General features: G+C 52.4%; 22 protein-coding genes. 16 read left to right on the top strand and 6 right to left on the bottom strand.

The genetic code is table 11. From position 1 onward, the window contains the following. The first annotated feature begins 243 nt into the window (after positions 1–243). Both AC5JPW_RS04855 and AC5JPW_RS04850 read left to right on the top strand, forming a co-directional pair. Positions 244–990 (top strand): MipA/OmpV family protein, encoded by a 747-nt coding sequence (locus AC5JPW_RS04855; protein WP_494238551.1) that lies wholly within the window; start codon positions 244–246, stop codon positions 988–990. Positions 991–1081: 91 nt separating this feature from the next. Then, the gene (locus AC5JPW_RS04850) at positions 1082–1939 is read left to right on the top strand and encodes an aldo/keto reductase (protein WP_494238549.1); all 858 of its coding nucleotides are present in this window, start codon (positions 1082–1084) and stop codon (positions 1937–1939) included. A gap of 46 nt (positions 1940–1985) precedes the next feature. On the opposite strand, the gene AC5JPW_RS04845 is transcribed toward AC5JPW_RS04850, so the two are convergent. Both AC5JPW_RS04845 and gapA read right to left on the bottom strand, forming a co-directional pair. Continuing rightward, on the bottom strand, positions 1986–2870 hold the full coding sequence (locus AC5JPW_RS04845) for a D-hexose-6-phosphate mutarotase (protein WP_494238547.1): 885 nt from the start codon (positions 2868–2870) through the stop codon (positions 1986–1988). An 81-nt stretch (positions 2871–2951) separates the two neighbouring features. Further along, positions 2952–3947, bottom strand: a complete 996-nt coding sequence (gapA, locus tag AC5JPW_RS04840; RefSeq protein ID WP_435947980.1) for a glyceraldehyde-3-phosphate dehydrogenase — start codon at positions 3945–3947, stop codon at positions 2952–2954. 342 nt (positions 3948–4289) lie between these two features. Here gapA and msrB point away from each other — a divergent pair, with 342 nt between their 5' ends. The 10 genes from msrB (at position 4290) to AC5JPW_RS04790 (ending at position 14152) form a co-directional block, all read left to right on the top strand. After that, positions 4290–4703 carry a peptide-methionine (R)-S-oxide reductase MsrB gene (gene msrB / locus AC5JPW_RS04835; protein ID WP_494238545.1) on the top strand — a complete coding sequence of 138 codons (414 nt, stop codon included), beginning with the start codon at positions 4290–4292 and terminating at the stop codon, positions 4701–4703. Positions 4704–4743: 40 nt separating this feature from the next. Then, positions 4744–5022: a YeaC family protein gene (locus AC5JPW_RS04830; RefSeq protein ID WP_494238544.1), complete on the top strand. Its 279-nt coding sequence runs from the start codon at positions 4744–4746 to the stop codon at positions 5020–5022. Positions 5023–5375: 353 nt separating this feature from the next. After that, positions 5376–6452, top strand: coding sequence for a zinc-binding dehydrogenase (locus AC5JPW_RS04825; protein WP_494238542.1), 1077 nt, complete (start codon positions 5376–5378; stop codon positions 6450–6452). Between the two features lie 35 nt (positions 6453–6487). Further along, positions 6488–7867: an MFS transporter gene (locus AC5JPW_RS04820; protein ID WP_494238540.1), complete on the top strand. Its 1380-nt coding sequence runs from the start codon at positions 6488–6490 to the stop codon at positions 7865–7867. 18 nt (positions 7868–7885) lie between these two features. Further along, positions 7886–8929, top strand: a complete 1044-nt coding sequence (locus tag AC5JPW_RS04815) for an NAD(P)-dependent alcohol dehydrogenase (protein WP_494238538.1) — start codon at positions 7886–7888, stop codon at positions 8927–8929. A gap of 21 nt (positions 8930–8950) precedes the next feature. Continuing rightward, positions 8951–9796, top strand: coding sequence for a ketose-bisphosphate aldolase (locus tag AC5JPW_RS04810; RefSeq protein WP_494238536.1), 846 nt, complete (start codon positions 8951–8953; stop codon positions 9794–9796). Then, positions 9793–10740, top strand: a complete 948-nt coding sequence (locus AC5JPW_RS04805) for a carbohydrate kinase family protein (protein ID WP_494238534.1) — start codon at positions 9793–9795, stop codon at positions 10738–10740. The genes AC5JPW_RS04810 and AC5JPW_RS04805 overlap by 4 nt, the downstream gene beginning before the upstream one ends. Before the next feature lie 7 nt (positions 10741–10747). Continuing rightward, the gene (gene ydjG / locus AC5JPW_RS04800; RefSeq protein ID WP_494238532.1) at positions 10748–11737 is read left to right on the top strand and encodes an NADH-dependent methylglyoxal reductase; all 990 of its coding nucleotides are present in this window, start codon (positions 10748–10750) and stop codon (positions 11735–11737) included. A 130-nt stretch (positions 11738–11867) separates the two neighbouring features. Then, a complete protein-coding gene (locus AC5JPW_RS04795; RefSeq protein WP_494238531.1) occupies positions 11868–12626 on the top strand; it encodes a DeoR/GlpR family DNA-binding transcription regulator in 759 nt (252 codons plus the stop codon). Between the two features lie 167 nt (positions 12627–12793). Beyond that, positions 12794–14152: an MFS transporter gene (locus AC5JPW_RS04790; protein WP_494238529.1), complete on the top strand. Its 1359-nt coding sequence runs from the start codon at positions 12794–12796 to the stop codon at positions 14150–14152. A gap of 31 nt (positions 14153–14183) precedes the next feature. On the opposite strand, the gene pncA is transcribed toward AC5JPW_RS04790, so the two are convergent. From pncA to sppA, 3 genes are all read right to left on the bottom strand, one after another. After that, entirely contained in the window at positions 14184–14822 is a 639-nt protein-coding gene (gene pncA / locus AC5JPW_RS04785; RefSeq protein WP_494238528.1) for a bifunctional nicotinamidase/pyrazinamidase, read from the bottom strand. A 10-nt stretch (positions 14823–14832) separates the two neighbouring features. Continuing rightward, entirely contained in the window at positions 14833–15849 is a 1017-nt protein-coding gene (gene ansA, locus AC5JPW_RS04780) for an asparaginase (RefSeq protein ID WP_494238526.1), read from the bottom strand. Between the two features lie 122 nt (positions 15850–15971). Then, entirely contained in the window at positions 15972–17825 is a 1854-nt protein-coding gene (gene sppA / locus AC5JPW_RS04775) for a signal peptide peptidase SppA (RefSeq protein ID WP_494238524.1), read from the bottom strand. 162 nt (positions 17826–17987) lie between these two features. Between sppA and AC5JPW_RS04770 the strand changes: the two genes are divergently transcribed. From AC5JPW_RS04770 to AC5JPW_RS04755, 4 genes are all read left to right on the top strand, one after another. Continuing rightward, positions 17988–18539: an NAD(P)H nitroreductase gene (locus AC5JPW_RS04770; RefSeq protein WP_494238523.1), complete on the top strand. Its 552-nt coding sequence runs from the start codon at positions 17988–17990 to the stop codon at positions 18537–18539. Between the two features lie 116 nt (positions 18540–18655). Next, entirely contained in the window at positions 18656–19699 is a 1044-nt protein-coding gene (gene selD, locus AC5JPW_RS04765) for a selenide, water dikinase SelD (RefSeq protein ID WP_494238522.1), read from the top strand. A gap of 4 nt (positions 19700–19703) precedes the next feature. After that, positions 19704–21650, top strand: coding sequence for a DNA topoisomerase III (locus AC5JPW_RS04760; protein ID WP_494241132.1), 1947 nt, complete (start codon positions 19704–19706; stop codon positions 21648–21650). Between the two features lie 151 nt (positions 21651–21801). Further along, entirely contained in the window at positions 21802–21975 is a 174-nt protein-coding gene (locus AC5JPW_RS04755; RefSeq protein ID WP_494238521.1) for a hypothetical protein, read from the top strand. An 83-nt stretch (positions 21976–22058) separates the two neighbouring features. On the opposite strand, the gene gdhA is transcribed toward AC5JPW_RS04755, so the two are convergent. Next, positions 22059–23402, bottom strand: a complete 1344-nt coding sequence (gene gdhA / locus AC5JPW_RS04750; RefSeq protein WP_494238520.1) for an NADP-specific glutamate dehydrogenase — start codon at positions 23400–23402, stop codon at positions 22059–22061. Positions 23403–23505 lie beyond the last annotated feature (103 nt).

The following is a 23505-nucleotide window of genomic DNA, read 5'->3' as shown; positions in this document are numbered from 1 at the left end:
CTTGCATGCAGCAAAAAACTAATTTCAATGACATATCAATAACTCATCCATAAATACTTTCTTTTGTGATAAGCCTTTCATTACGAAATCACAGCCGCTTCACAAATTTGCAAGCCCTCTGTCATATATAGACAGCAGGATACAGAGTTCAGTTTTGTAATGAGTAAGTAAAAAAATTTGGGATGAAAGAGACGGGCAGGTAAACTTCCTTCGACGATTATTGACTACGGGAAAGAAAGGACTGTGACCAAATTCAAACTCCTGGCACTGGGTGTGCTAATCGCTTCTTCAACCTTTGCCGCTGCTGCCGAAAGTAATTTCTCACTCGGTGCAGGCGTGGGCATGGTGGAATCTCCCTATAAACAGTACGACCGCAAATTCTACCCGGTACCGGTTGTTACCTATGAAAGTGACGATTTCTGGTTCCGCGGATTAGGTGGGGGTTACTACCTATGGAATGACGAAGCAGACAAACTGTCTGTCTTTGCTGCCTACTCGCCGTGGAACTTTAAACCGGGCGACAGTGACAACAACCAACTGCGTCAGTTGGACAAACGTAAATCCACCGCAGTGGCCGGCTTGCTGTACATCCACAACACGGAATATGGCTTCCTGCGTACCTCACTGGCGACTGATGTACTCGACAACAGTAACGGTGTGGTCGGGGATGCGGCATGGCTGTATCGCTATACCAACGGTAGCCTGACATTGACGCCTGGTATTGGTGTTGAGTGGAGCAGCGATAACCAGAACGAGTATTACTACGGTATTTCGCGTGCGGAATCGCGTCGCAGTGGTTTGAACAGCTACGATCCGGACAACGGCTGGAGCCCGTATCTGGAGCTCAGCGTCAGCTACAGCCTGACCGATAACTGGAGCGTTTACGGCACTGGCCGTTACACCCATCTGTCTGATGAGATTAAAGACAGCCCGATGGTCGATAAGTCATGGGCAGGGCTGTTATCCACAGGTGTGACTTATCGCTTCTGATTGTGCTTTTTTATAGTGCAATATGTGCATCAAAACAGGGCCTTTGGCCCTGTTTTGCTTTACGGTGGTGCGTTACGTTCAGGAGGATGAAATGACAGACAAGAATGTGCTTTTCGCAGGAGGGACCACGCTGCCTGCAATCGGTCAGGGAACCTGGTATATGGGCGAAAACGACCGGCAACGCCAGAAAGAGGTCGATGCACTGCGTGCGGGCATCGATCTGGGACTGGGGCTAATCGATACCGCGGAAATGTACGCTGATGGCGGCGCTGAAGAGGTGGTGGGTGAAGCACTGCGCGGCGGTTTGCGCGACAAAGTGTACCTCGTTTCTAAAGTCTACCCGTGGAACGCGGGCGGTAAGAAAGCCATCGCCGCCTGTGAAGCCAGCCTGCGTCGCCTTAACACCGATTATCTGGATTTATATCTGCTGCACTGGCGTGGGAACTTCTCCCTTGCCGAAACCGTAGAGGTGATGGAGACGCTGATTGCACAGGGCAAAATTCGTCGCTGGGGTGTCTCGAACCTGGATTACGGCGATATGCAGGAGTTGTGGCGGGTGCAGGGCGGTAGCGCCTGTGTGACAGATCAGGTGCTCTACCATCTCGGATCGCGTGGCATTGAGTATGATTTGCTGCCCTGGTGTCAGGAAAAGCAGATGCCGGTGATGGCGTATTGCCCACTGGCACAGGCGGGTCGACTGCGCGACGGACTGATGCACAACGGCGTGGTGGAGGATATCGCGGCGGCGCACAATGCCAGTGCGGCACAAATTCTGCTGGCCTGGGTTATCAGTCATAAAGGCGTGATGGCGATTCCGAAAGCGGCAAGCGTTGCTCATGTTGAAGAGAATGCGGCGGCGCTGAAAATAACGTTAAGTGCAGACGATCTGGCGCGACTGGATAAGGCTTTTCCGGCTCCGGGACGTAAAACGCCACTGGACGTGGTGTAAATTTGCGATCAAACCCTCTCCCGGCCGGGAGAGGGCTCAGATGTGATTAACGCTTCACAACCTTGATCGTCTGCGCGAGGCGAGACGGTTTCTCTTCTGTCGTTTTCTGTGCCTGAGTTGCGCATGCGGATTCCACGCAAACAAAGGTCTTGTAACCGTCATCAGGCATGTCGGCCATGCTGGCAGAGAGCGCCGGGCCTGGGTTCCAGCCAACCACGTTAAAGTGATGATGATGAATGACTTCGATGGCGCGGTTCAGAGCACCATCGTGGATCACGCTGCAGGCTTCCGGGTTCAGATAAACACGATCGGTACGATCCGGGAACGTCTGCACGCCATCGATCAATACATCTTCTTTTGCGCCATTCACTTTATCGATGAAACGATCGCCGAGACCGCTCACTTTCACCGCGCCGATATCACCGACGTTGAAGTAGGTGTGCAGGGCGGAGTGGGTTTCAAACTCGCCGTGCGCTTCCAGTTCGATTTCGCAGGTTTTACCCAGTTTAAAGCGCGCTAACAGGGCGAAGTCGTGTGCCCAGAATTTACGGGACTCATCGCTGCTCTGCAGTTCAAAGGTCAACACCACGCCATTATCATCTTCGTTATGCGCTTTCAGTGTCCATGCCAGGTTACGGGCGAAGCCGTGAGCTGGCAGACCTTGCTGTGCCGCAGGGCCAAACCACGGCCAGCAGATTGGCACGCCGCCACGCAGTGCAACGCCGTGTTTGAAGGGGGTGTTGTCGCTCAGCCACAGCACTTCATCTTCACCTTGCGGTTTCCAGGAGAGCAGGTGAGCACCCTGCAGGGCAACGGATGCTTTGACTTTCGGGTGATCGACGACGATAACATCCAGTTCGTCATTCACACGGCGGGAGAGGACAGGGGTAATTTGTTCGACAACCGGGAGAGCAAAAATTGTGTTTATCATGGTGCAATCCTTCGTTAGCGTGACACTAAAAACAAAAAAGGCGACCGAGGTCGCCTTTATAGATCAGAGTCTCATCTCAACTTATTTGGAGATGTGAGCGATCAGGTCCAGAACTTTGTTGGAGTAGCCAGTTTCGTTGTCGTACCAGGAAACCAGTTTCACGAAGTTGTCGTTCAGTGCGATACCAGCTTTAGCATCGAACACGGAAGTGCATACTTCGCCGTTGAAATCGGTAGATACAACGTCGTCTTCGGTGTAACCCAGAACGCCTTTCATTGCGCCTTCAGAAGCCGCTTTGATTGCTTTCTTGATTTCTTCGTAAGACGCTGCTTTTTCCAGACGAACGGTCAGGTCAACAACAGAGACGTTAGGAGTAGGAACGCGGAACGCCATACCAGTCAGTTTACCGTTCAGCTCTGGCAGTACAACGCCTACAGCTTTAGCAGCACCGGTAGAAGATGGGATGATGTTCTGAGCTGCGCCACGGCCGCCGCGCCAGTCTTTGTGAGACGGGCCATCAACAGTTTTCTGAGTAGCGGTAGTTGCGTGAACGGTGGTCATCAGGCCTTCAACGATACCGAAGTTGTCGTTGATAACTTTAGCCAGCGGTGCCAGGCAGTTGGTGGTGCAGGATGCGTTGGAAACGATGTCCTGGCCAGCATATTTTTCAAAGTTAGCACCACGAACGAACATCGGGGTGTTGTCTTTGGAAGGACCAGTCAGAACCACTTTTTTCGCGCCAGCAGTGATGTGCTTACGAGCAGTTTCGTCGGTCAGGAAGATACCGGTAGCTTCAGCAACAACGTCAACGCCGATTTCGTTCCACTTCAGGTTAGCCGGATCTTTTTCAGCAGTAACACGGATGGTTTTGCCGTTAACAACCAGATGGCCGTCTTTGACTTCTACGGTGCCTTTGAAGCGGCCGTGAGTGGAGTCATATTTCAGCATGTACGCCATGTACTCTGCGTCCAACAGATCGTTGATACCAACGATTTCGATGTCAGAACGTTCCTGAGCAGCACGGAAAACAATGCGACCGATACGGCCAAAACCGTTGATACCTACTTTGATAGTCATATATTCCACCAGCTATTTGTTAGTGAATAAAAGGTTGGCTGTAAAATTACAAAAACCTTACGCAGCGTCAAGCGGAATCGTGTCAATCATTGCGACAAATCAATACTCCGCATAACCTTTGTTCGACTGATTCGTCCCACTCTTCCCATGAGCATCCTCCCCTAATGGGGACGCCGCCCCGAATTTTAAAGGTCACGCAGGATAAAAATGTGAACAAGGTCACAATTACCCCCGCGGATTTTGGGCGCGATTAAGTTTAGAACAAAAGTTAGTACTTCATTGTTAATGTTTTGTTAGAATCGGAGAGGTGTTGTACGAGTTCTTATTGCGAGATGTGAGCATATGACGACGAATTCCTCTCAGGACGACCTGAAAAAGAATCTTACAGAAATGCAGTTCTATGTGACGCAAAATCACGGCACGGAACCGCCTTTCACGGGTCGCTTATTACATAACAAGCGTGAAGGCGTTTACCACTGTCTGGTCTGTGATGCCGCGCTGTTCCAGTCACAAACTAAATTCGACTCTGGCTGCGGCTGGCCGAGCTTTTTCGAGCCCGTCAGTGAAGAGGCGATTCGCTATATCAACGACTATTCACATGGTATGCAGCGCGTCGAAATCCGCTGTGGCAACTGTGATGCGCATCTGGGGCATGTGTTCCCGGATGGTCCGCAACCGACCGGTGAACGTTATTGTGTGAACTCCGCTTCACTGAGTTTTTCTGATGACGAAAACGGCGAGCAAATCAAAGGTTAGCGAATCGATTCAGCATTTATTCCACTGGAGCTAATTTACCATGGATCTTGATCAAGTCATTAACAGTATGACGCCAGAAATCTACCAGCGTCTCGTGACGGCGGTGGAATTAGGAAAATGGCCAGATGGCGTGGCGCTGACGCCTGAGCAAAAAGAGAACAGCTTACAGTTAGTTATGCTCTGGCAGGCCAAGAACAATACTCAGGCGCAGCACATGACCATCGACACGCAGGGTCAGATGGTCATGAAGACCAAGCAGCAGCTCAAAGAAGAGTTTGGGATTGGCACTAAGCCGATTGCCACCCTCAAGATTCAATAACGCTCTCCCTGAATCGACAAACGACGAAGCCATCACGCTTCGTCGTATTTTCCTCTGTTGGTTTTTTCCCGACACTCTTCTCTGTGACTCATTCTCTCCCACTCATTTTTTCCAGCATTAGCCGCCGCGCTGTTTTTTAGCCAACGTAAAAATCTGTTTTTCCCACATTTAATCCCTTCCTTTCTAATTTACTGATTCTGCACGTGTTTGCCATTACCCCTGTTCTCTATGTGTGATCTATGTTGTGAAATACAGATTAAAATCTTTGTTTAACAGATTTAAAGTTGACTTCAAAAATATCAGGTGCCGATAATAGCCTCATCAAATCGCAAGAAAACACTGAGGTATTCACAATGAAAGCATTGGCACGTTTCGGTAAGGCGTTTGGTGGTTACAAAATGATTGATGTCCCTGAGCCCGAGTGTGGCCCGGATGACGTCGTGATTGAAATCAAAGCCGCGGCTATCTGTGGCGCGGATATGAAGCACTACAAAGTTGACAGCGGTTCCGATGTCTTTAACTCCATTCGCGGGCATGAGTTTGCCGGACGCATCTGCAAAACCGGCAGTAACGTTAAGGACTGGAAGGTCGGCCAGCGCGTGGTGTCCGATAACAGCGGTCATGTCTGCGGTGTCTGTCCTGCCTGTGAACAGGGCGATTTTCTGTGTTGTGCAGAAAAAGTCAATTTGGGTCTGGACAACAACACCTGGGGCGGTGGTTTCTCGAAATACTGTCTGGTGCCGGGTGAAATCCTCAAAATCCATCGCCGTGCGTTATGGGAAATTCCGGAAGGAGTGGATTACGAAGAAGCGGCGGTACTGGATCCTATCTGCAATGCCTACAAATCTATCGCGCAACAGTCCAAATTCCTGCCAGGTCAGGATGTCGTAGTGATTGGCACCGGGCCGTTAGGTCTGTTCTCCGTACAGATGGCTCGCATCATGGGGGCGGTCAATATTGTGGTGGTCGGGCTGGATGAAGACGTCGAGGTCCGTTTCCCGGTCGCGCGCGAATTGGGCGCAACGGCAGTGGTCAACGGCTCAAGAGAAGATGTGGTGGCCCGCTGCCAGGAAATCTGCGGCAAAGACAATCTCGGTCTCGTTATCGAATGCTCCGGTGCCAATATCGCGCTCAAACAATCCATCGAAATGCTCCGCCCGAACGGGGAAGTGGTGCGCGTGGGGATGGGATTCAAACCGCTCGACTTCTCCATCAACGACATCACAGCCTGGAACAAAAGCATTATCGGTCATATGGCCTATGACTCTGTCTCCTGGCGCAATGCCATCCGCCTGCTGGCCTCTGGTGATATTCAGGTCAAGCCGATGATCACTCACCGCCTGGGCCTGTCGCAATGGGAACAAGGGTTTGACGCGATGCTCGATAAAACGGCCATCAAAGTCATTCTGACCTACGACTACGACCATTAATCCGCTGCGGTATCGCTTTTTAAAGGAAAAGTGAGATGGAACAACTACAAAGACCCAATTGCGGGGCGAGATTAGACAGACTTCCCGATAGCCACTGGCACTACAGCATGTTTGGCATGGTGGCTTTCGGTTTACTGGTGTGCTGGAGCAACGCAGTCGGTGGATTAATCCTCGCGCAACTTAAGGAACTGGGCTGGACGGACAATTCAACGACCGCCACTTTTTCGGCCATCACTACGGCCGGCATGTTTGCCGGTGCCCTGGTGGGCGGCATTATCGGTGACAAAATTGGCCGTAAAAAAGCGTTTTTGCTCTATGAGGCCATTCATATTGCCTCGATGGTTGCCGGGGCATTCTCGCCGGATATGACCTTCCTGATTGCCTGCCGCCTGGTGATGGGCTTTGGCCTTGGCGCGCTGCTGGTCACGCTGTTTGCGGGTTACACCGAGTACATGCCTGGACGCAGCCGTGGAACCTGGTCCAGCCGTGTCTCCTTTATAGGCAACTGGTCTTATCCGCTCTGCTCACTGATTGCGATGGGGTTGACGACCCTCATTAGCGCAGAATGGAACTGGCGGGTACAGTTATTAATCCCAAGTCTGCTGTCGCTGATTGCCACCTGGTTTGCCTGGCGTTACTTCCCGGAATCCCCTCGCTGGCTGGAGTCGCGGGGCCGCTATCAGGAAGCCGAAGCGGTGATGCAGGCGATTGAACGTAAAGTCAGTGAGCAGATGCAACAGACTCTGAGTCCGGTATCGCCCACCGAGGTAAAAGCGCTGCCCAAACCGGTGCCTTACTCATCACTGCTCAAAGGGGCATTGTTAAAACGTGTTGTGCTGGGTTCGTTTGTCCTCATCGCCATGAACGTTGTGCAATACACCTTAATAAACTGGCTGCCGACCATTTTTATGAGCCAGGGCATCAACCTTAAAGACTCCATCGTCTTAAACACCATGAGCATGTTTGGCGCACCGTTTGGCATTTTTATTGCCATGATGGTGATGGATAAAATTCCGCGTAAAACTATGGGCGTCGGCTTGCTGTTATTCATCGCTGTGCTGGGGTATGTCTACTCACTGCAAACCAACATGATGATGATTACGCTGTGCGGCTTTTTCCTGATTACCTTCGTTTATATGTATGTCTGCTACGCCTCGGCGGTGTATGTGCCGGAAATATGGCCGACGGAAGCCAAACTCAGAGGCTCTGGTCTTGCAAATGCGGTAGGAAGAATTAGTGGTATTGTAGCACCTTATGCCGTGGCTGTTTTATTGAGTAATTATGGTGTGACGGGTGTGTTTATTCTTCTCAGCTCTGTCGCTGTTATTGTTGCTGCCGCCATTGCCGTTATTGGCATTGAAACAAAAGGCGCGTCTGTCGAAAGTATTGGGATGGATGTGGTTACCAATAAATAAATTCAACAAGGATTAACAATGCAAAATTCCAAAGCAATATTAAAAATACCGGGCACAATGAAAATTCTGCCTGCCGAAATACCAGTGCCAAAAGATGATGAAGTCTTAATTAAAATTGAATATGTCGGTATTTGCGGTTCTGATGTGCATGGATTTGAATCGGGTCCCTTTATTCCGCCCAAAGACCCTAATCAGGAAATTGGTCTCGGGCATGAATGTGCGGGTACCGTGGTGGCTGTTGGTCGCAGTGTGAAGAAATTCAAAGCTGGTGACAAAGTCAACATCGAACCCGGCGTGCCCTGCGGCAAGTGTCGTTACTGCCTGGAAGGCAAATATAACATCTGCCCGGATGTCGATTTTATGGCGACCCAGCCGAACTACCGCGGCGCGCTGACATATTACCTCTGCCATCCGGAGAGCTTCACCTACAAGCTGCCGGACAACATGGATACCCTTGAAGGCGCGTTGGTGGAACCGGCTGCGGTGGGCATTCATGCCGCCATGCTGGCAGACGTGAAACCGGGCAAAAAGATTGTGATTCTGGGTGCTGGGTGTATTGGCCTGATGACCTTACAGGCCTGCCGTTTCCTCGGTGCATCAGAGATTGTGGTTGTGGACGTGCTGGAAAAACGCCTCGCCATGGCGGAGAAGTTGGGGGCGAGCGCCATCGTCAACGGCGCATTGGAAGATACCGTTGCGGCCTGTGCCGCCCGCGTGGGCGAGATGGGCGCAGATATTGTATTTGAAACGGCGGGTTCGGCCATTACGGTCAAACAAGCGCCTTATTTAGTGATGCGCGGTGGCAAAATTATGATTGTCGGGACGGTGCCTGGTGATTCCGCGATTAATTTCCTCAAAATTAACCGTGAGGTCACGATTCAGACCGTATTCCGTTATGCCAACCGTTATCCCATGACCATTGAGGCCATTTCGTCAGGTAAATTCGATGTGAAATCGATGGTGACACATATTTACGATTATCAGGACGTGCAACGCGCCTTTGATGAATCGGTCAATAACAAACGCGACATTATTAAAGGCATTATTAAAGTTTTGAATTAATTAACCAAGAGGATGTAGTTCATGCTAGCAGATATCAGGTTCTGGGAAATACACGCACAAAATAATCACTATGCCATCGCCCATTTCAATGTCTGGAATGCCGAAATGCTCATGGGTGTTATTGATGCGGCAGAAGAAAGTAAGTCACCCGTTATTATTTCTTTTGGCACCGGGTTTGTGGGCAACACGTCTTTTGAAGACTTCTCCCACATGATGGTTTCTATGGCGAAAAAAGCCAGCGTGCCGGTGATTACCCACTGGGATCATGGTCGCAGTATGGAAATTATTCATAATGCCTGGGAACATGGCATGAACTCGTTAATGCGCGATGCGTCGTCATTCGAATTCGAAGAAAATATTCGTCTGACCAAACAAGCGGTCGATTATTTCCACCCTCTGGGCATTCCGGTTGAAGCAGAACTGGGCCACGTCGGTAATGAAACCGTCTATGAAGAAGCGCTGGCGGATTATCACTATACCGACCCGGATCAGGCGGCAGAATTTGTGGCCCGCACCGGTTGTGATTCGCTGGCGGTGGCCATTGGCAACCAGCATGGTGTCTATACCTCGGCACCGAAGCTGAATTTTGATGTGGTTAAGCGTGTGCGTGAAGCAGTCACTGTTCCCCTGGTACTGCACGGTGCATCCGGTATCAGCGATGAGGATATCAAGACCGCTATATCTCTGGGCATCGCCAAAATCAACATTCATACCGAACTCTGCCAGGCAGCGATGGTAGCGGTTAAAGAGAACCAGCATCAGCCGTTCCTGCACCTGGAGCGTGAAGTGCGTAAAGCGGTGAAAGAACGTGCGCTGGAAAAAATCAAACTCTTCGGCTCAGATGGAAAAGCGGACGCGCAGCCATGAGCAACATCGAGGTCATTTGCATAGGGGCGGCAATCGTGGACATCCCGCTGCAACCGGTGAGTAAAAACATCTTTGATGTGGACTCTTACCCACTGGAACGCATTGCGATGACCACCGGCGGTGACGCCATTAATGAGGCGATGATCATCTCCCGCCTTGGTCACAAAACAGCACTCAACAGCCGCATCGGAAAAGATGCGGCAGGGGATTTCATCCTCGGGCGCTGTCGTGAGGAGAATATCGATATTAAAAGTCTGCGCCAGGATAACACAATCGATACCTCCATCAACGTCGGGCTGGTGACGGCGGACGGTGAACGCACCTTTGTCACCAACCGTAACGGCAGCTTGTGGAAGTTGTGTCTGGGGGATGTGGATTTCAGCCGCTTTAAAGAGGCGAAGGTGCTGTCGCTGGCGAGCATTTTTAACAGCCCTTTGCTTGATGGTGGGGCGCTGACGGAGATTTTCCAGCAAGCGAAACAGCACAACTTGCTGATTTGCGCTGACATGATCAAGCCACGCCTGAAAGAGACGTTGGCTGATATCCGCACTGCGCTGGGCTATGTGGACTATCTGTTCCCCAATTTTGATGAAGCAAAAACCCTGACCGGTCAGGACTCCCTCGACGGTATCGCCGACGCTTTTCTGCAATGCGGCGTTAAAACAGTGGTGATTAAAACCGGCAAGAAAGGCTGCTTTATCAAAAGTCGTTCAGAGCGTCTGGAAGTACCTGCTGTCAGGGGGATCACGGCCATCGACACCATCGGTGCCGGCGATAATTTTGCCTCGGGGTTTATCAGCGGATTGCTGGAGGGGAAATCCTTGCGTGACTGCGCGCTCTTCGCCAACGCCACGGCGGCGATTTCGGTGCTGAGCGTCGGGGCGACCACCGGGGTCAAAAACAGGCAGCTTGTTGAACAATTGCTCGATGAATACGAAGGGTAAAACTGGCATGAAAAGAATACCGTTGGGAAAAACCAGTCTGAGTGTTTCACAACTGGGTCTGGGTACGTGGGCCATTGGCGGTGGGCCGGCATGGAATGGCGATCTTGAGACCCAGGTCTGTATCGATACCATCGTCGAAGCCTGGCGCTGTGGCATCAACCTGATTGATACCGCACCCGGTTACAACTTTGGCAACAGCGAAGTGATTGTCGGCAAGGCACTGGCGGGCCTGCCGAGAGATGAGGTGATTGTCGAAACCAAGTGCGGCATTGTCTGGGAACGCACGGGTAGCTTGTTTAACAAAGTGGGCGATCGCCAGTTGTACAAAAACCTCACGCCGGAGTCCATCCGCGAAGAGGTGGATGCGAGCCTGAAACGGCTGAATATCGAGGCTATCGATATTTACATGACCCACTGGCAGTCGGTGCCGCCGCATTTCACGCCCATCAGCGAAACCGTTGAGGTGCTGAATGCACTGAAGAAAGAGGGGAAAATTAAGTCCATTGGTGCGGCAAATGTGGACATCGGACATATCGAAGAGTACCTGCGCCACGGTGACCTGGATATCGTGCAGGCCAAATACAGCCTGCTGGACAGACAGATCGAGCGAGATATTTTGCCGCTTTGCCAGCAGCACGGGATCATCGTTCAGGTTTATTCACCGCTGGAGCAGGGGTTGTTAACGGGGACGATTGCGCGTGATTATGTTCCGGTGGGCGCACAGGCAAACAAGCTGTGGTTCCAGCGCGACAATATGTTGCAGGTGATTGATATGCTTGAACGCTGGCAGCCACTTTGTGACAAATACCAGTGCACCATCCCGACTCTGGCGCTGGCGTGGATCCTGAAACAAAGCCCGGTCATTTCGATATTAAGTGGTGCGACATCGCCGCAGCAGGTACGTGAAAATGTCCAGGCAACGGCAATAACGCTTTCGGACAACGATGAAAGATTAATGAAAGAGATGGCTGATACATTAACTAATAAGTATCAGTAATAGATGAATGCCTCTGTTTCGTAAAACAGATGTTTAAATCTGTGATTCAAATATATTCTTTTGAAAATAAACATGGCGTGTGACATACTGCCTGTATATCATGGTGTTGAATGAAGCAGAGGCATAAATCGTGGCTGCAAAAGACAGACTGCAAACCATTAAACAGATGGTAACGAATGAAAAGAAAGTTACCGTTACTCATCTGAGTACCCTTTTTCAGGTGACGGAAGAAACTATTCGTCGTGATTTAGAAAAACTGGAAGCGGAAGGTATTATTACCCGAACTTACGGTGGTGCCGTTTTAAATAGTGCGACCCTGGCGGATAATGTCCATTTTTATAAACGGGCAAAATCCTTTTATGAAGAAAAACAGACTATCGCGCTGAATGCATTACCGTTTATCAATAATAAAACCACCCTGGCGGCAGATTCCAGCACCACCGCGATGGAATTATTGAAACTGCTGAAAGAGCGCAAAGATCTCACCTTATTGACCAATTCCACGGAAGCGTTTCGTGAGCTGGCACAATCCGAGATCAATATTGTCTCGACCGGAGGCGAGTTCAATAAAAACACGCTCTCTTTTCAGGGGCGGATTACCAAAGAGATCATTGGTAAGTACCATGTCGATATCATGGTGATGAGCTGTAAAGGTCTGGACATCGACAGCGGTGCGCTGGACTCCAATGAGGCTGAAGCGGACATTAAAAAAGTGATGATTCGTCAGGCGACCGAAGTTGCCCTGCTGGTCGATCACTCAAAGTTTGATCGCAAAGCCTTTGTGCAGTTAGTCGACTTTAGTCATATCAATTATATTATTACGGATAAAAAACCAGGCGAGCAGTGGATTCATTTCTGCAAACAAAACAACATTCAGCTTGTCTATTAATATAAGCAAACGGAGGGGTTACAGGCACTCTGTTTGCTATATTTAACTGTCTCGACCTGGTGAATAAATAAAATAATTACACATGTGAACCACGCCATGTGGTTGACGGAGATTATTCCGATTACGAAAAGTGACCTTTTCACCAGGTATACTGTGAGGCATAGACAATGGAACATCATGACCCTATTGGTGCAAGACTGGATCGCTTGCCGCTCTCTTCATTTCATTATCAGATATTTGGCACCATTGGCTTTAGTTTATTAATTACGGGTTTTTTGAGTTATTCCGGTAATGTGGTGCTGGCAAAATTAATCAGCAATGGCTGGTCAACGAATTATCTTAATGCTGCTTTTACTTCTGCATTGATGCTCGGCTATTTCCTCGGCTCATTGCTGGGCGGCTTTATCGGCGATTATTTGGGAAGGCGTAAAGCGTTTCGCATTAATCTGCTGATTGTGGGCTTTTCTGCCACCGCCGCCACGTTTTCACCGGATATGCACTGGCTTATATTTTTACGCTGCATGATGGGCATCGGCATGGGGGCGCTAATTATGGTGGGCTATGCCTCTTTTACCGAATTTATTCCGCCCACGGTGCGCGGCAAATGGTCGGCGCGCCTCTCGTTTGTTGGTAACTGGTCACCGATGATCTCAGCGGCTATCGGCGTGGTGGTGATTTCGTTTCTCAGTTGGCGGGTGATGTTCTTATTGGGCGGCATTGCCATGCTGTTGGCATGGTATTTATCCGGCAAATATTTCATCGAGTCGCCGCGCTGGCTGGCAGGGAAGGGTAAAGCAGAACATGCGCACCAAAGCTTGCTGGACATTGAGCGGCGGGTCGCAAAAGAGAAAAAGATAGCATTCACAGATGTGATACCCATGGTGAAACCGGCAGCCAACAGAGCAGAAAAAGACGGCTTCATGCAGCTTTTTCGTGGCGCAATGCTGAGGCGCACGCTGGTGGCGATAACCGTGCTGGTGGCGATGAATATCTCGCTTTATACCATCACGGTGTGGATCCCGACGATATTTGTGAACTCGGGAATTGATGTCACCAAATCCATTATGATGACCGCCGTTATTATGGTGGGCGCACCCGTCGGGATCTTTATCGCTGCACTGGTGATTGATAAGTTTCCGCGCAAATGGTTTGGCTCCGTTTTGCTGATGATTGTGGCGCTGCTGGGGTACTGGTATTCGCTGCAAAAGGAAGAGTGGGCCATTCTCTCTATTGGACTGGTGCTGATCTTCTTTCTCTACATGTATGTCTGTTTTGCTTCCGCAGTCTATGTCCCGGAATTGTGGCCAACCCATATGCGCCTTCGCGGCTCGGGCTTCGTCAATGCGGTAGGGCGGATTGTTGCAGTGTTTACCCCTTACGGCGTGGCATCCTTGCTGACGAACTACGGGGCTTATGCGGTATTTTCAGTGCTGGGAGGGCTGCTCTTTTGCTGCTCGCTGATCCTGTTTGTGTTCGGTATCGAGACGCGGATGGTCTCGCTGGAAGAGATCTCCAGTCTGTCCTGAAAGTGGTCCGGCCGGGGGCCGGACACCATAGTTACGCCTGCGTTTCCAGCCAGTCCGCGAGAGTGTATAGCGTTGCCCCTTCGGCGGCCATATCCATAAAGGCCTGTGCGCTGTCCTGAGCGTGCAGATTCACGCCACGGCAGCCATCGGTTATCACATTGACCTGATAACCCAGTTTCAGCGCGTCCAGCACGGTGAATTTCACGCAGTAGTCAGTGGCCAGACCGAGCACGGTGATCTCCGTAATAGCATGCGCACGTAGCCAGTCATCCAGCGCCGTTTTTTGCCGATGCCCGTTATCGAAAAAAGCACTGTAGCTGTCGATAGCCGGGTTCTCACCCTTATGCACGATTTCATTGATGCCCGCACGGTTGAGCAAAGGATGCAGCTGCGCCCCTTCGCTCTGCTGGACGCAATGATCCGGCCAGAAGGTTTGTGGTAAGCCGTCTAACTGCCCTTGCGTAAAAGGCTCGACGCCATGCTGACTGGCGAAGCTGCCGTGGTTTGCCGGGTGCCAGTCCTGGGTCGCCACAATCGGTTCATTTCGGGCCAGGCTCCAGTCAATTAGCTGGTTTGCTACATCCACCGTGCTGTCGCCTTCAGCCACAGCCAGCGCGCCACCGGCGCAGAAATCATTTTGCAAATCGACCAGCAGTAACGCACGTTTCATGTCGCTTTCCTTACTCGTCCAGCGTGAGTTCACCACGCAGGTTCTGGCTCATAGCTGCACGAATAGCCGCCGCGTCCAGGTTTTGACTCAACAGATAGTGCAGTTTCGTCAGGGTCGCCTCTACGGTCATATCTGCACCGCCAATCACTCCGGCATGCGCCAGCGCGTTGCCAGTGGCATAGCCACCCATGTTGACCTTGCCGGACATGCACTGGGTGAGGTTAACCACCACGATGCCGCGATCGCTGGCTTCCTGCAACTCTTTGAGGAATTGCCCATTCTGCGGGGCATTACCGACACCATAAGAGCGTAAAATCAGCGCCTTGACCGGCTGCTGTAAGAAGTTGCGTACCACGTCAGCGGAAATGCCCGGATAGATGGTCACCACGCCAATCGGCTGTGGGGTAATCGGGTGAACAATCAGCGCACCGTCGCCTTGTGGTGCCGGAGGGGTATTCAGGCGGCGAATGTGGATCCCGGCTTCAAGCAGAGGCGCAAGGTTTGGCGACGCAAAGGCATCGAAACCGTCAGCGTGGGCTTTGGTGGTACGGTTGCCACGATAAAGACGGTTGTTGAAGAACAGCGTCACTTCGTTGATCGGGAAGTTAGCTGCCACATACAGCGCGTTCAGCAAGTTAATCTGCCCATCGGATCGCAGCTCGGCCAGCGGGATCTGCGAGCCGGTGACAATGACAGGCTTGCTGAGATTTTCCAGCATGAACGACAGCGCAGAGGCGGTGTACGCCATGGTGTCAGTGCCATGCAGGATCACGAAGCCGTCGTATTCGTCGTAGTGAGCTTTGATATCGTCTGCGATGTGCTGCCAGTCTTCGGGGGTCATATCCGAAGAGTCCATCAGCGGGTCATATTCGTGGATCGTGAAGTCCGGCATTTCCGGGCGATGGAACTCAGGCATCAGCGCCAGTTGACGCTGTAAATGGCCGGAGACCGGAACATACCCGTGTTCAGAACGTTGCATACCGATGGTACCGCCGGTGTAGGCAACATAAATCGATTTTTTTTGCATGATAGAGGACGTGTTAGCACAAAGTGGGGGGAGTATATACTCAGTGAATGTTTGATGCAGCGAAAGCGAAAAGAAAAGGCGGAAGCTTTCGCCACCGCCTTCACAGGTTTTAGACCTACGCCTTATTTGATATTGGCGCAGGTCAGGCAGAACGCATAACGGTTCTGTGGATCGTTAAACGCGGCCAGTTTGTCTGTCTCGGCTTTCACCTGCACCACTGCGCTGGCAAGCGGGGCAGGGAGGTAAGCCTGCAGTGCCTGCGGCAACATGGCGCGAACGGACCCGGACATGCCGTCCATCACCCGGTCAAAGAATGACGGCTCATCTTCATACCAGTCGACGTGCCACTGCTTGAGCTTCGCCAGTTCAGCGGCTTTGGTCAGGGCATCATCAAAATCACCCAATCCATCGACCAGTCCGTTGGTTTTCGCATCCTGACCTGTCCAGACGTGGCCCTGGGCAATTTTGTCTATCTGTTCTGGTGTGCTGTTACGCGATTTCGCTACCAGGTCGATGAAACGCTTGTAGCCGTTGTCGATGCTGATTTGCATCATTTGCTGCACTTCTGTCGGCAGGGCTTTGGTGATGCTCATGTCCGCCAGCGGCGATGTTGCCACGCCGTCGGTATGCACGCCGATGGTATCCAGACTGTTTTCCAGCGTATTGATAACACCGAAGATACCGATGGAACCGGTCAGGGTGCTGGCGTTTGCCACGATGTAGTTGGCAGGTGTGGAGATCCAGTAACCACCGGACGCGGCCATGCCACCCATTGAGACGACAACCGGTTTGTTTGCTGCTCTCGCCGCGGCCAGTTCTGCACGAATCACCTCCGAGGCGCTCACGCTGCCGCCAGGGCTGTTAACCCGCAGGACGATGGCTTTCACTTTTGGATCCAGGCGTGCATCGCGGATCTGCGAGGCCGTGGTGTCGCCACCGACGTTGCCCGGAGTTTCCTGACCGTCCATGATCGCACCATTGGCGAAGATGACTGCCACGGTGTCACCGATGTCGCTTGGCGTTTTCAACTGATAATCGTAATAGCTGATGGCGCGGAAATGTTTGTCCTTATCATCCCAGCCAAACTGTTTGGTCAGCACTTTTTCAGCATCGGCACTCGACCCCAGCTCATCCACCAGTTTGTTGTCCAGTGCGTATTGCGCTGTGTCGCCATCGACTTTGCGCAGGCCGTCCAGCACGCCTTGTGCACCCGGGAAGATCTGTTGCGCCGTCACCTGACGGTTAGCGGCAACGGTGTTGAGATAGTTTTGCCACAGCTCGCCAATCCAGCGGCTGTCGGCTTCACGGGCCGCTGGTGACATATCGTCACGAATGAACGGCTCAACGGCTGATTTATAGGTGCCTACACGGAAGACGTGGGTCGTCACTTTCAGCTTATCGAGCAAGGACTTGTAGTACAGACCGTTGGTGGCGAAGCCGTGCAGATCGACAACACCTTGCGGAGAGAGCCAAATCTTGTTGGCGAAGCTCGCGAGGTAGTACTGACCCTGGCTGTAGTTATCGCCAACTGCATAGACCGGTTTGCCGCTGTCACGGAATTCACGCAGCGCTTTACCGATGTACTGCATAGACGGTTGGTCCGCCCCGGCGAAGTTTTTCAGATCCAACACGATACCGGTAATATTGCGATCGCCTTGTGCCTGGCGAATGGTATCGACGATGTCGAACAGCGAGTTTTCCTGCAAACGGTCTGAACTGGCACCAAAGACCTGACGTCCCAGCGCACCCAGACGGTTGCTGGCGCTGGGTTTATCGACCACCACCCCGGTGATGTCCATCAGCAGCGCACCGCGGCTGCTGTGTTCTGTCTTACTGCTGCTGAACTGCATCCAGACGCCAACCACGACTAACAGCAGCAAGATAAAGAATATGTTGAGTACCAGATTGCGAATAAAATTCAGCAATCGCCAGGTCCACTTAAAAAAACCAACAATAATGCGCCAAAGGGTTCGCATGCATTCTCCCTGATGAGTAATGTCTCCCGCTGCCCTGAGCGGGGAGTGAGGTTATCCTAATTACCCTGCGGCCTAATGTCAGCAGGAATCGCGGTCGGTGCTGTAACAAATTCTATGCTCGTGTTAATTTTAGGAACAAATTTCAATACAGGAGTTTAACTAATGGATGCACTTGATCTGCTCATCAACCGTCGCAGTGCTTCCCGGTTGGCTGAACCGGCCCCGGCAGGCGAACAACTGGAAAACATTCTTCGAGCGGGCATGCGTGCACCGGATCATGGCACGCTGCAACCCTGGCAATTTTTCCTGATTGAAGGGGAAGGTCGCGAGCGTTTCAGCCAGACGCTGGAAACCGCCGCCGTGGATGCGGGACTGGATGAGAAAGCGCAGGAGAAATCCCGCACCTCGCCGTTCCGCGCACCGCTGATCATCGCTGTGGTGGCGAAGTGCGAAGAGAACCATAAAGTTCCTGAATGGGAGCAACTGCTCTCCGCCGGCTGTGCGGTGATGGCAATGCAAATGGCGGCACTAGCGCAGGGCTTTAACGGCATCTGGCGTACCGGCCCGCTGACGGACAGTCCGGTAGTGCGTAAGGCATTTGACTGCCGCGCGCAGGACCAGATTGTCGGCTTCCTTTATCTCGGCACGCCACAATTGAAAGCCTCCACCACGGTCAGCGTGCCTGATACCGCACCGTTCGTGCGTCATTTCTGATACCCACCGGTAAATCTGTCTGGATTGTGAGCGAATCGCCGCAATTCAGACAGTCTCGCTTATCACTTTCGGCTTTGAGCGTTACCATAGTCAGATTGTCCTGACAGGAGATGTCCATGAACGAAAACGGTATTCGTCTGACCCAGTACAGCCACGGAGCGGGTTGTGGTTGTAAAATTTCCCCCAAGGTGCTCGATACCATCCTGCACAGTGAACAGGCGAAGTTTCTCGACCCGAACCTGCTTGTGGGTAACGAAACCCGTGATGATGCGGCAGTCTACGATTTAGGTAACGGTACCTGTGTTATCAGCACCACCGACTTCTTTATGCCTATCGTGGATAACCCGTTCGACTTTGGCCGTATTGCGGCGACAAATGCCATCAGCGATATCTTTGCGATGGGCGGCAAACCGATCATGGCGATCGCGATCCTCGGTTGGCCGATTAACACGCTGGCCCCGGAAATCGCCCGTGAAGTCATTGAAGGCGGTCGTCACGCCTGCCAACTGGCGGGCATTGCGCTGGCAGGCGGTCACTCCATTGACGCGCCGGAGCCAATTTTTGGCCTCGCGGTTACCGGCGTGGTGCCCACCGACCGGGTGAAGAAAAACAGCACGGCGCAGGCAGGTTGCAGATTGTTCCTGACCAAACCGTTGGGTATTGGCGTGCTGACCACGGCGGAGAAAAAGTCGCTGCTGAAACCTGAACATCAGGGTCTGGCGACGGAAGTGATGTGCCAGATGAACCTTGCGGGCGCTGCCTTTGCCGGTATCAACGGCGTGAAGGCGATGACCGATGTCACCGGTTTTGGTTTGCTGGGTCACCTGAGCGAGATGTGCCAGGGGGCAGGCGTTCAGGCGCAGGTCTGGTATCAGGATGTGCCGAAACTGCCGGGCGTGGAGGAGTACATCGCCCTCGGTGCGGTGCCGGGCGGTACGCAACGTAACTTTGCCAGCTATGGTCACCTGATGGGTGAGATGCCGGAAGCGGTGCGCGACTTGCTGTGTGACCCACAAACTTCCGGTGGCCTGCTGCTGGCGGTCGCCCCGGAAGCGGAAAGTGAAGTCTATGCCACTGCTGCGGAATTCGGCATTACGCTTGCCGCCGTGGGTGAACTGGTGAGTGCCCGTGCAGGTCGTCCGATGATTGAGATCCGTTAAGTCGATGCGGTTGTTTATTGCAGAAAAACCGAGTCTTGGCCGCGCCATTGCTGATGTGCTACCCAAGCCACATCGCAAAGGCGATGGCTACATTGAGTGCGGAAACGGGCAGGTAGTGACCTGGTGTATTGGTCACTTACTTGAACAGGCGCAGCCGGATGTCTACGACAGCCGCTACGCCCGCTGGAATCTTGCCGACTTGCCTATCGTGCCGGAAAAATGGCGACTGCAGCCACGTCCTTCCGTGACCAAACAGATTAATGTCATCAAACGTTTGCTGGCCGATGCCACGGAAGTGGTACACGCAGGTGACCCGGACAGGGAAGGACAACTGCTGGTGGACGAGGTGATTGATTATCTCGAACTGCCCGCTGACAAGCGTCAACAGGTGCAGCGCTGTCTGATCAACGATCTTAACCCGCAGGCCGTAGAGCGGGCGATCTCCCGTTTACGTTCCAACAGCGAGTTTGTGCCGCTGTGCGTTTCAGCGCTGGCTCGCGCCCGCGCCGACTGGTTATACGGAATAAACATGACCCGCGCCTACACGCTGTTGGGCCGTAATGCCGGTTACCAGGGCGTGTTGTCCGTTGGGCGCGTGCAAACGCCACTGCTCGGGCTGGTGGTCCGTCGTGACGAAGAGATTGAAAACTTCGTGGCGAAAGATTTCTTTGAAGTGAAAGCCCATATTGTCACCCCCGCCGGAGAGCGTTTTACTGCCCTCTGGCAGCCAAGTGAAGCCTGCGAGCCGTATCAGGACGAAGAAGGACGACTGTTACACCGTCAGTTAGCCGATCACGTGGTGACGCGAATTGCCGGGCAGCCCGCAAACGTCACCGGTTATAACGATAAACGGGAATCAGAACCGGCACCGTTGCCGTTCTCGTTGTCGGCATTACAGATTGAAGCCGCCAAACGCTATGGTCTGAGCGCGCAGAGCGTCCTGGATATCTGCCAGAAGCTGTATGAAACCCATAAGCTGATCACCTATCCCCGTTCTGACAGTCGTTATCTGCCGGAGGAACATTACGCCGGGCGTCATGCTGTCATGAACGCGATAAGCGTACATACGCAGAATCTGCTGCCTCAGCCGGTGGTCAACCCGGATTTGCGCAACCGCTGCTGGGACGATAAAAAGGTCGATGCCCACCATGCCATTATTCCGACGGCACGCACCTCGAAGGTCAATCTGACTCACAGCGAAGCCGACGTTTACAACCTTATTGCCCGTCAGTATCTGCTGCAATTCTGTCCTGATGCGGTCTTCCGCAAATGTCAGATTGATTTAGATATCGCCAATGGTAAGTTCATCGCGAAGGCCCGTTTCCTTGCTGAAGCAGGCTGGCGTACCTTGCTCGGTGGCAAAGAGCGTGATGAAGAGAACGACGGGACACCGCTGCCGGTGGTTGCCAAAGGCGATGAACTGTTGTGTGAGAAGGGCGAAGTGGTCGAGCGTCAAACCCAGCCACCGCGCCACTTCACTGATGCCACTCTGCTCTCCGCCATGACCGGTATCGCTCGCTTTGTACAGGATAAAGAGCTGAAGAAAATCCTGCGCGCAACGGACGGACTGGGAACGGAAGCGACCCGTGCTGGCATCATCGAGCTGCTGTTTAAGCGCGGTTTTCTCACTAAGAAAGGGCGTTATATTCTGTCTACCGATGCGGGACGTGCGCTGATCCACTCTCTCCCCGAGATGGCAGGCAGACCCGACATGACTGCGCACTGGGAATCGGTGCTGACACAAATCAGTGAAAAGCAGTGTCGGTATCAGGACTTTATGCAGCCGCTGGTTGGCACATTGCACGAGTTGATTCATCAGGCGCGTAATACACCGGTGCAGCGTTTCAGGGGCATTACTGCTCCGGCGGACAGTAAGAAAAAAGCCGCCAGCAAACGCAGCGGACGAAAACCGCGTGGTGAGGATGCTTCGGCGCCACCGGCCGCAACCTGATCGGTTTGTTGCGTTCGTTTCCGTGAAATTGCCCAAAGATGGCGTAAAATTGCCCAATATGCAGGAAGACGTGATCTTGTCGTCTTCCTGTCATAGAGAAACAGGATTATGATGCGCGCGAACACAGACCATTTAGTAGCAGGACTGGAAAATGAGCGAGCAAAAATCAGTAGAAAATACCGTAGTGCAGATCCCCACCGCGTTGCGCAACACGCGTTCTGAAAGCCACGACAAATTGTTTAACGAGCTCACCGCAGATGAGCAAATTGCCATCATTCTTAAACGCCATCGGGAAATCGTATCGTCACTCGTTGCACGAGCCTGAGCAATAAAAAGGCCCGGTGCTAAAATAGACACCAGGCCTGATACCGAATAGCCGGGAAGCGTTAAGCCACCCGGCTTTATTTTTTAGATAAGTCCCTGACCAATCATTGCATCGGCGACTTTCACGAAGCCTGCAATGTTTGCACCCTGAACATAGTTCGTCTGCTTCGCTTCACCGCCGTACTGAACGCAAGACTGGTGAATGTCCAGCATGATGTGGTGCAGGCGCGCATCCACTTTCTCAGCCTTCCAGCCCAAACGAGCGGCGTTTTGCGCCATTTCCAGACCCGATGTCGCGACACCACCGGCGTTGGCGGCTTTACCCGGCGCGAACAGCACACCCGCTTCCAGGAACAGATCCGTTGCCGCAATAGTGGTTGGCATATTTGCCCCTTCCGCAACGGCCTTCACGCCGTTAGCGATGAGCTGACGAGCGGCATCCACATCCAGTTCGTTCTGAGTCGCGCACGGCAGGGCAACGTCAACCGGAACAGACCATGGCTGCTGGCCTTCGAGATACTGCAGACCAAACTCACGGGCATAATCTGCCACGCGACCGTGCTGCTGCTCTTTAATCTCAATCAGACGCGCCAGTTTCTCTTTGGTGAAGCCAGCTTCGTCGACCACAGTTCCGCTGGAGTCAGAGGCGGTAATGACTCGTGCACCTAACTCCATCGCTTTTTCGATAGCATATTGCGCCACATTACCTGAACCAGAGACAGAAATGCGTAACCCTTCGAAGCTCAAACCATGGCGTTTTAACATCGCTTCTGCGAAGTAAACCAGACCGTAACCGGTGGCTTCCGGTCGAATCAGGCTGCCGCCGAAAGAGAGACCTTTGCCGGTGAAGACGCAGGCATTGTTATTAGACAGCTTTTTCATCATCCCGGCCATAAAGCCGACTTCACGTGCACCCACGCCCATGTCGCCCGCAGGGACATCGGTATCTGATCCCAGATGACGATACAGTTCAGTCATCAATGACTGGCAGAAACGCATCACTTCAGCGTCACTTTTCCCTTTAGGATCGAAATCGCTACCGCCTTTACCACCGCCCATTGGCAGCGTGGTCAGGGCATTTTTGAATGTCTGCTCAAAGCCGAGGAATTTCAAGATAGACAGGTTTACGGACGGGTGGAAACGCATACCGCCTTTGTAAGGACCGATGGCGGAGCTGAACTGCACGCGCCATGCACGGTTAACCTGCACCTGGTTTTTATCATCAACCCACACCACGCGGAACTGGATCACACGCTCAGGTTCAACCAGTCTTTCCAGAAGAGATAGCTGGCGATAACGTGGGTTTTGTTCGAGGAAAGGCCACAGGGTGGTCATGACTTCACGGACGGCTTGAGCGAATTCGGTCTGGTGCGGATCGCGCTTTTGAACGTGGGAAAGGAACGATTCAAGAGTGCATGTCTGTTCCATAGATATAAGAGCCTCTTATGCTAGATGTTGGATGTTATGTTTTTATGTCAGCTAAAAATTCAGCGGTTTTCGACTATAACATCCGCAATGTGACGTAAAGCAA

This window comes from Phytobacter sp. (genome assembly GCF_059074235.1).
Note: the sequence above shows the minus strand (reverse complement) of the source record. Positions and strands in the feature narration are given on the sequence as shown.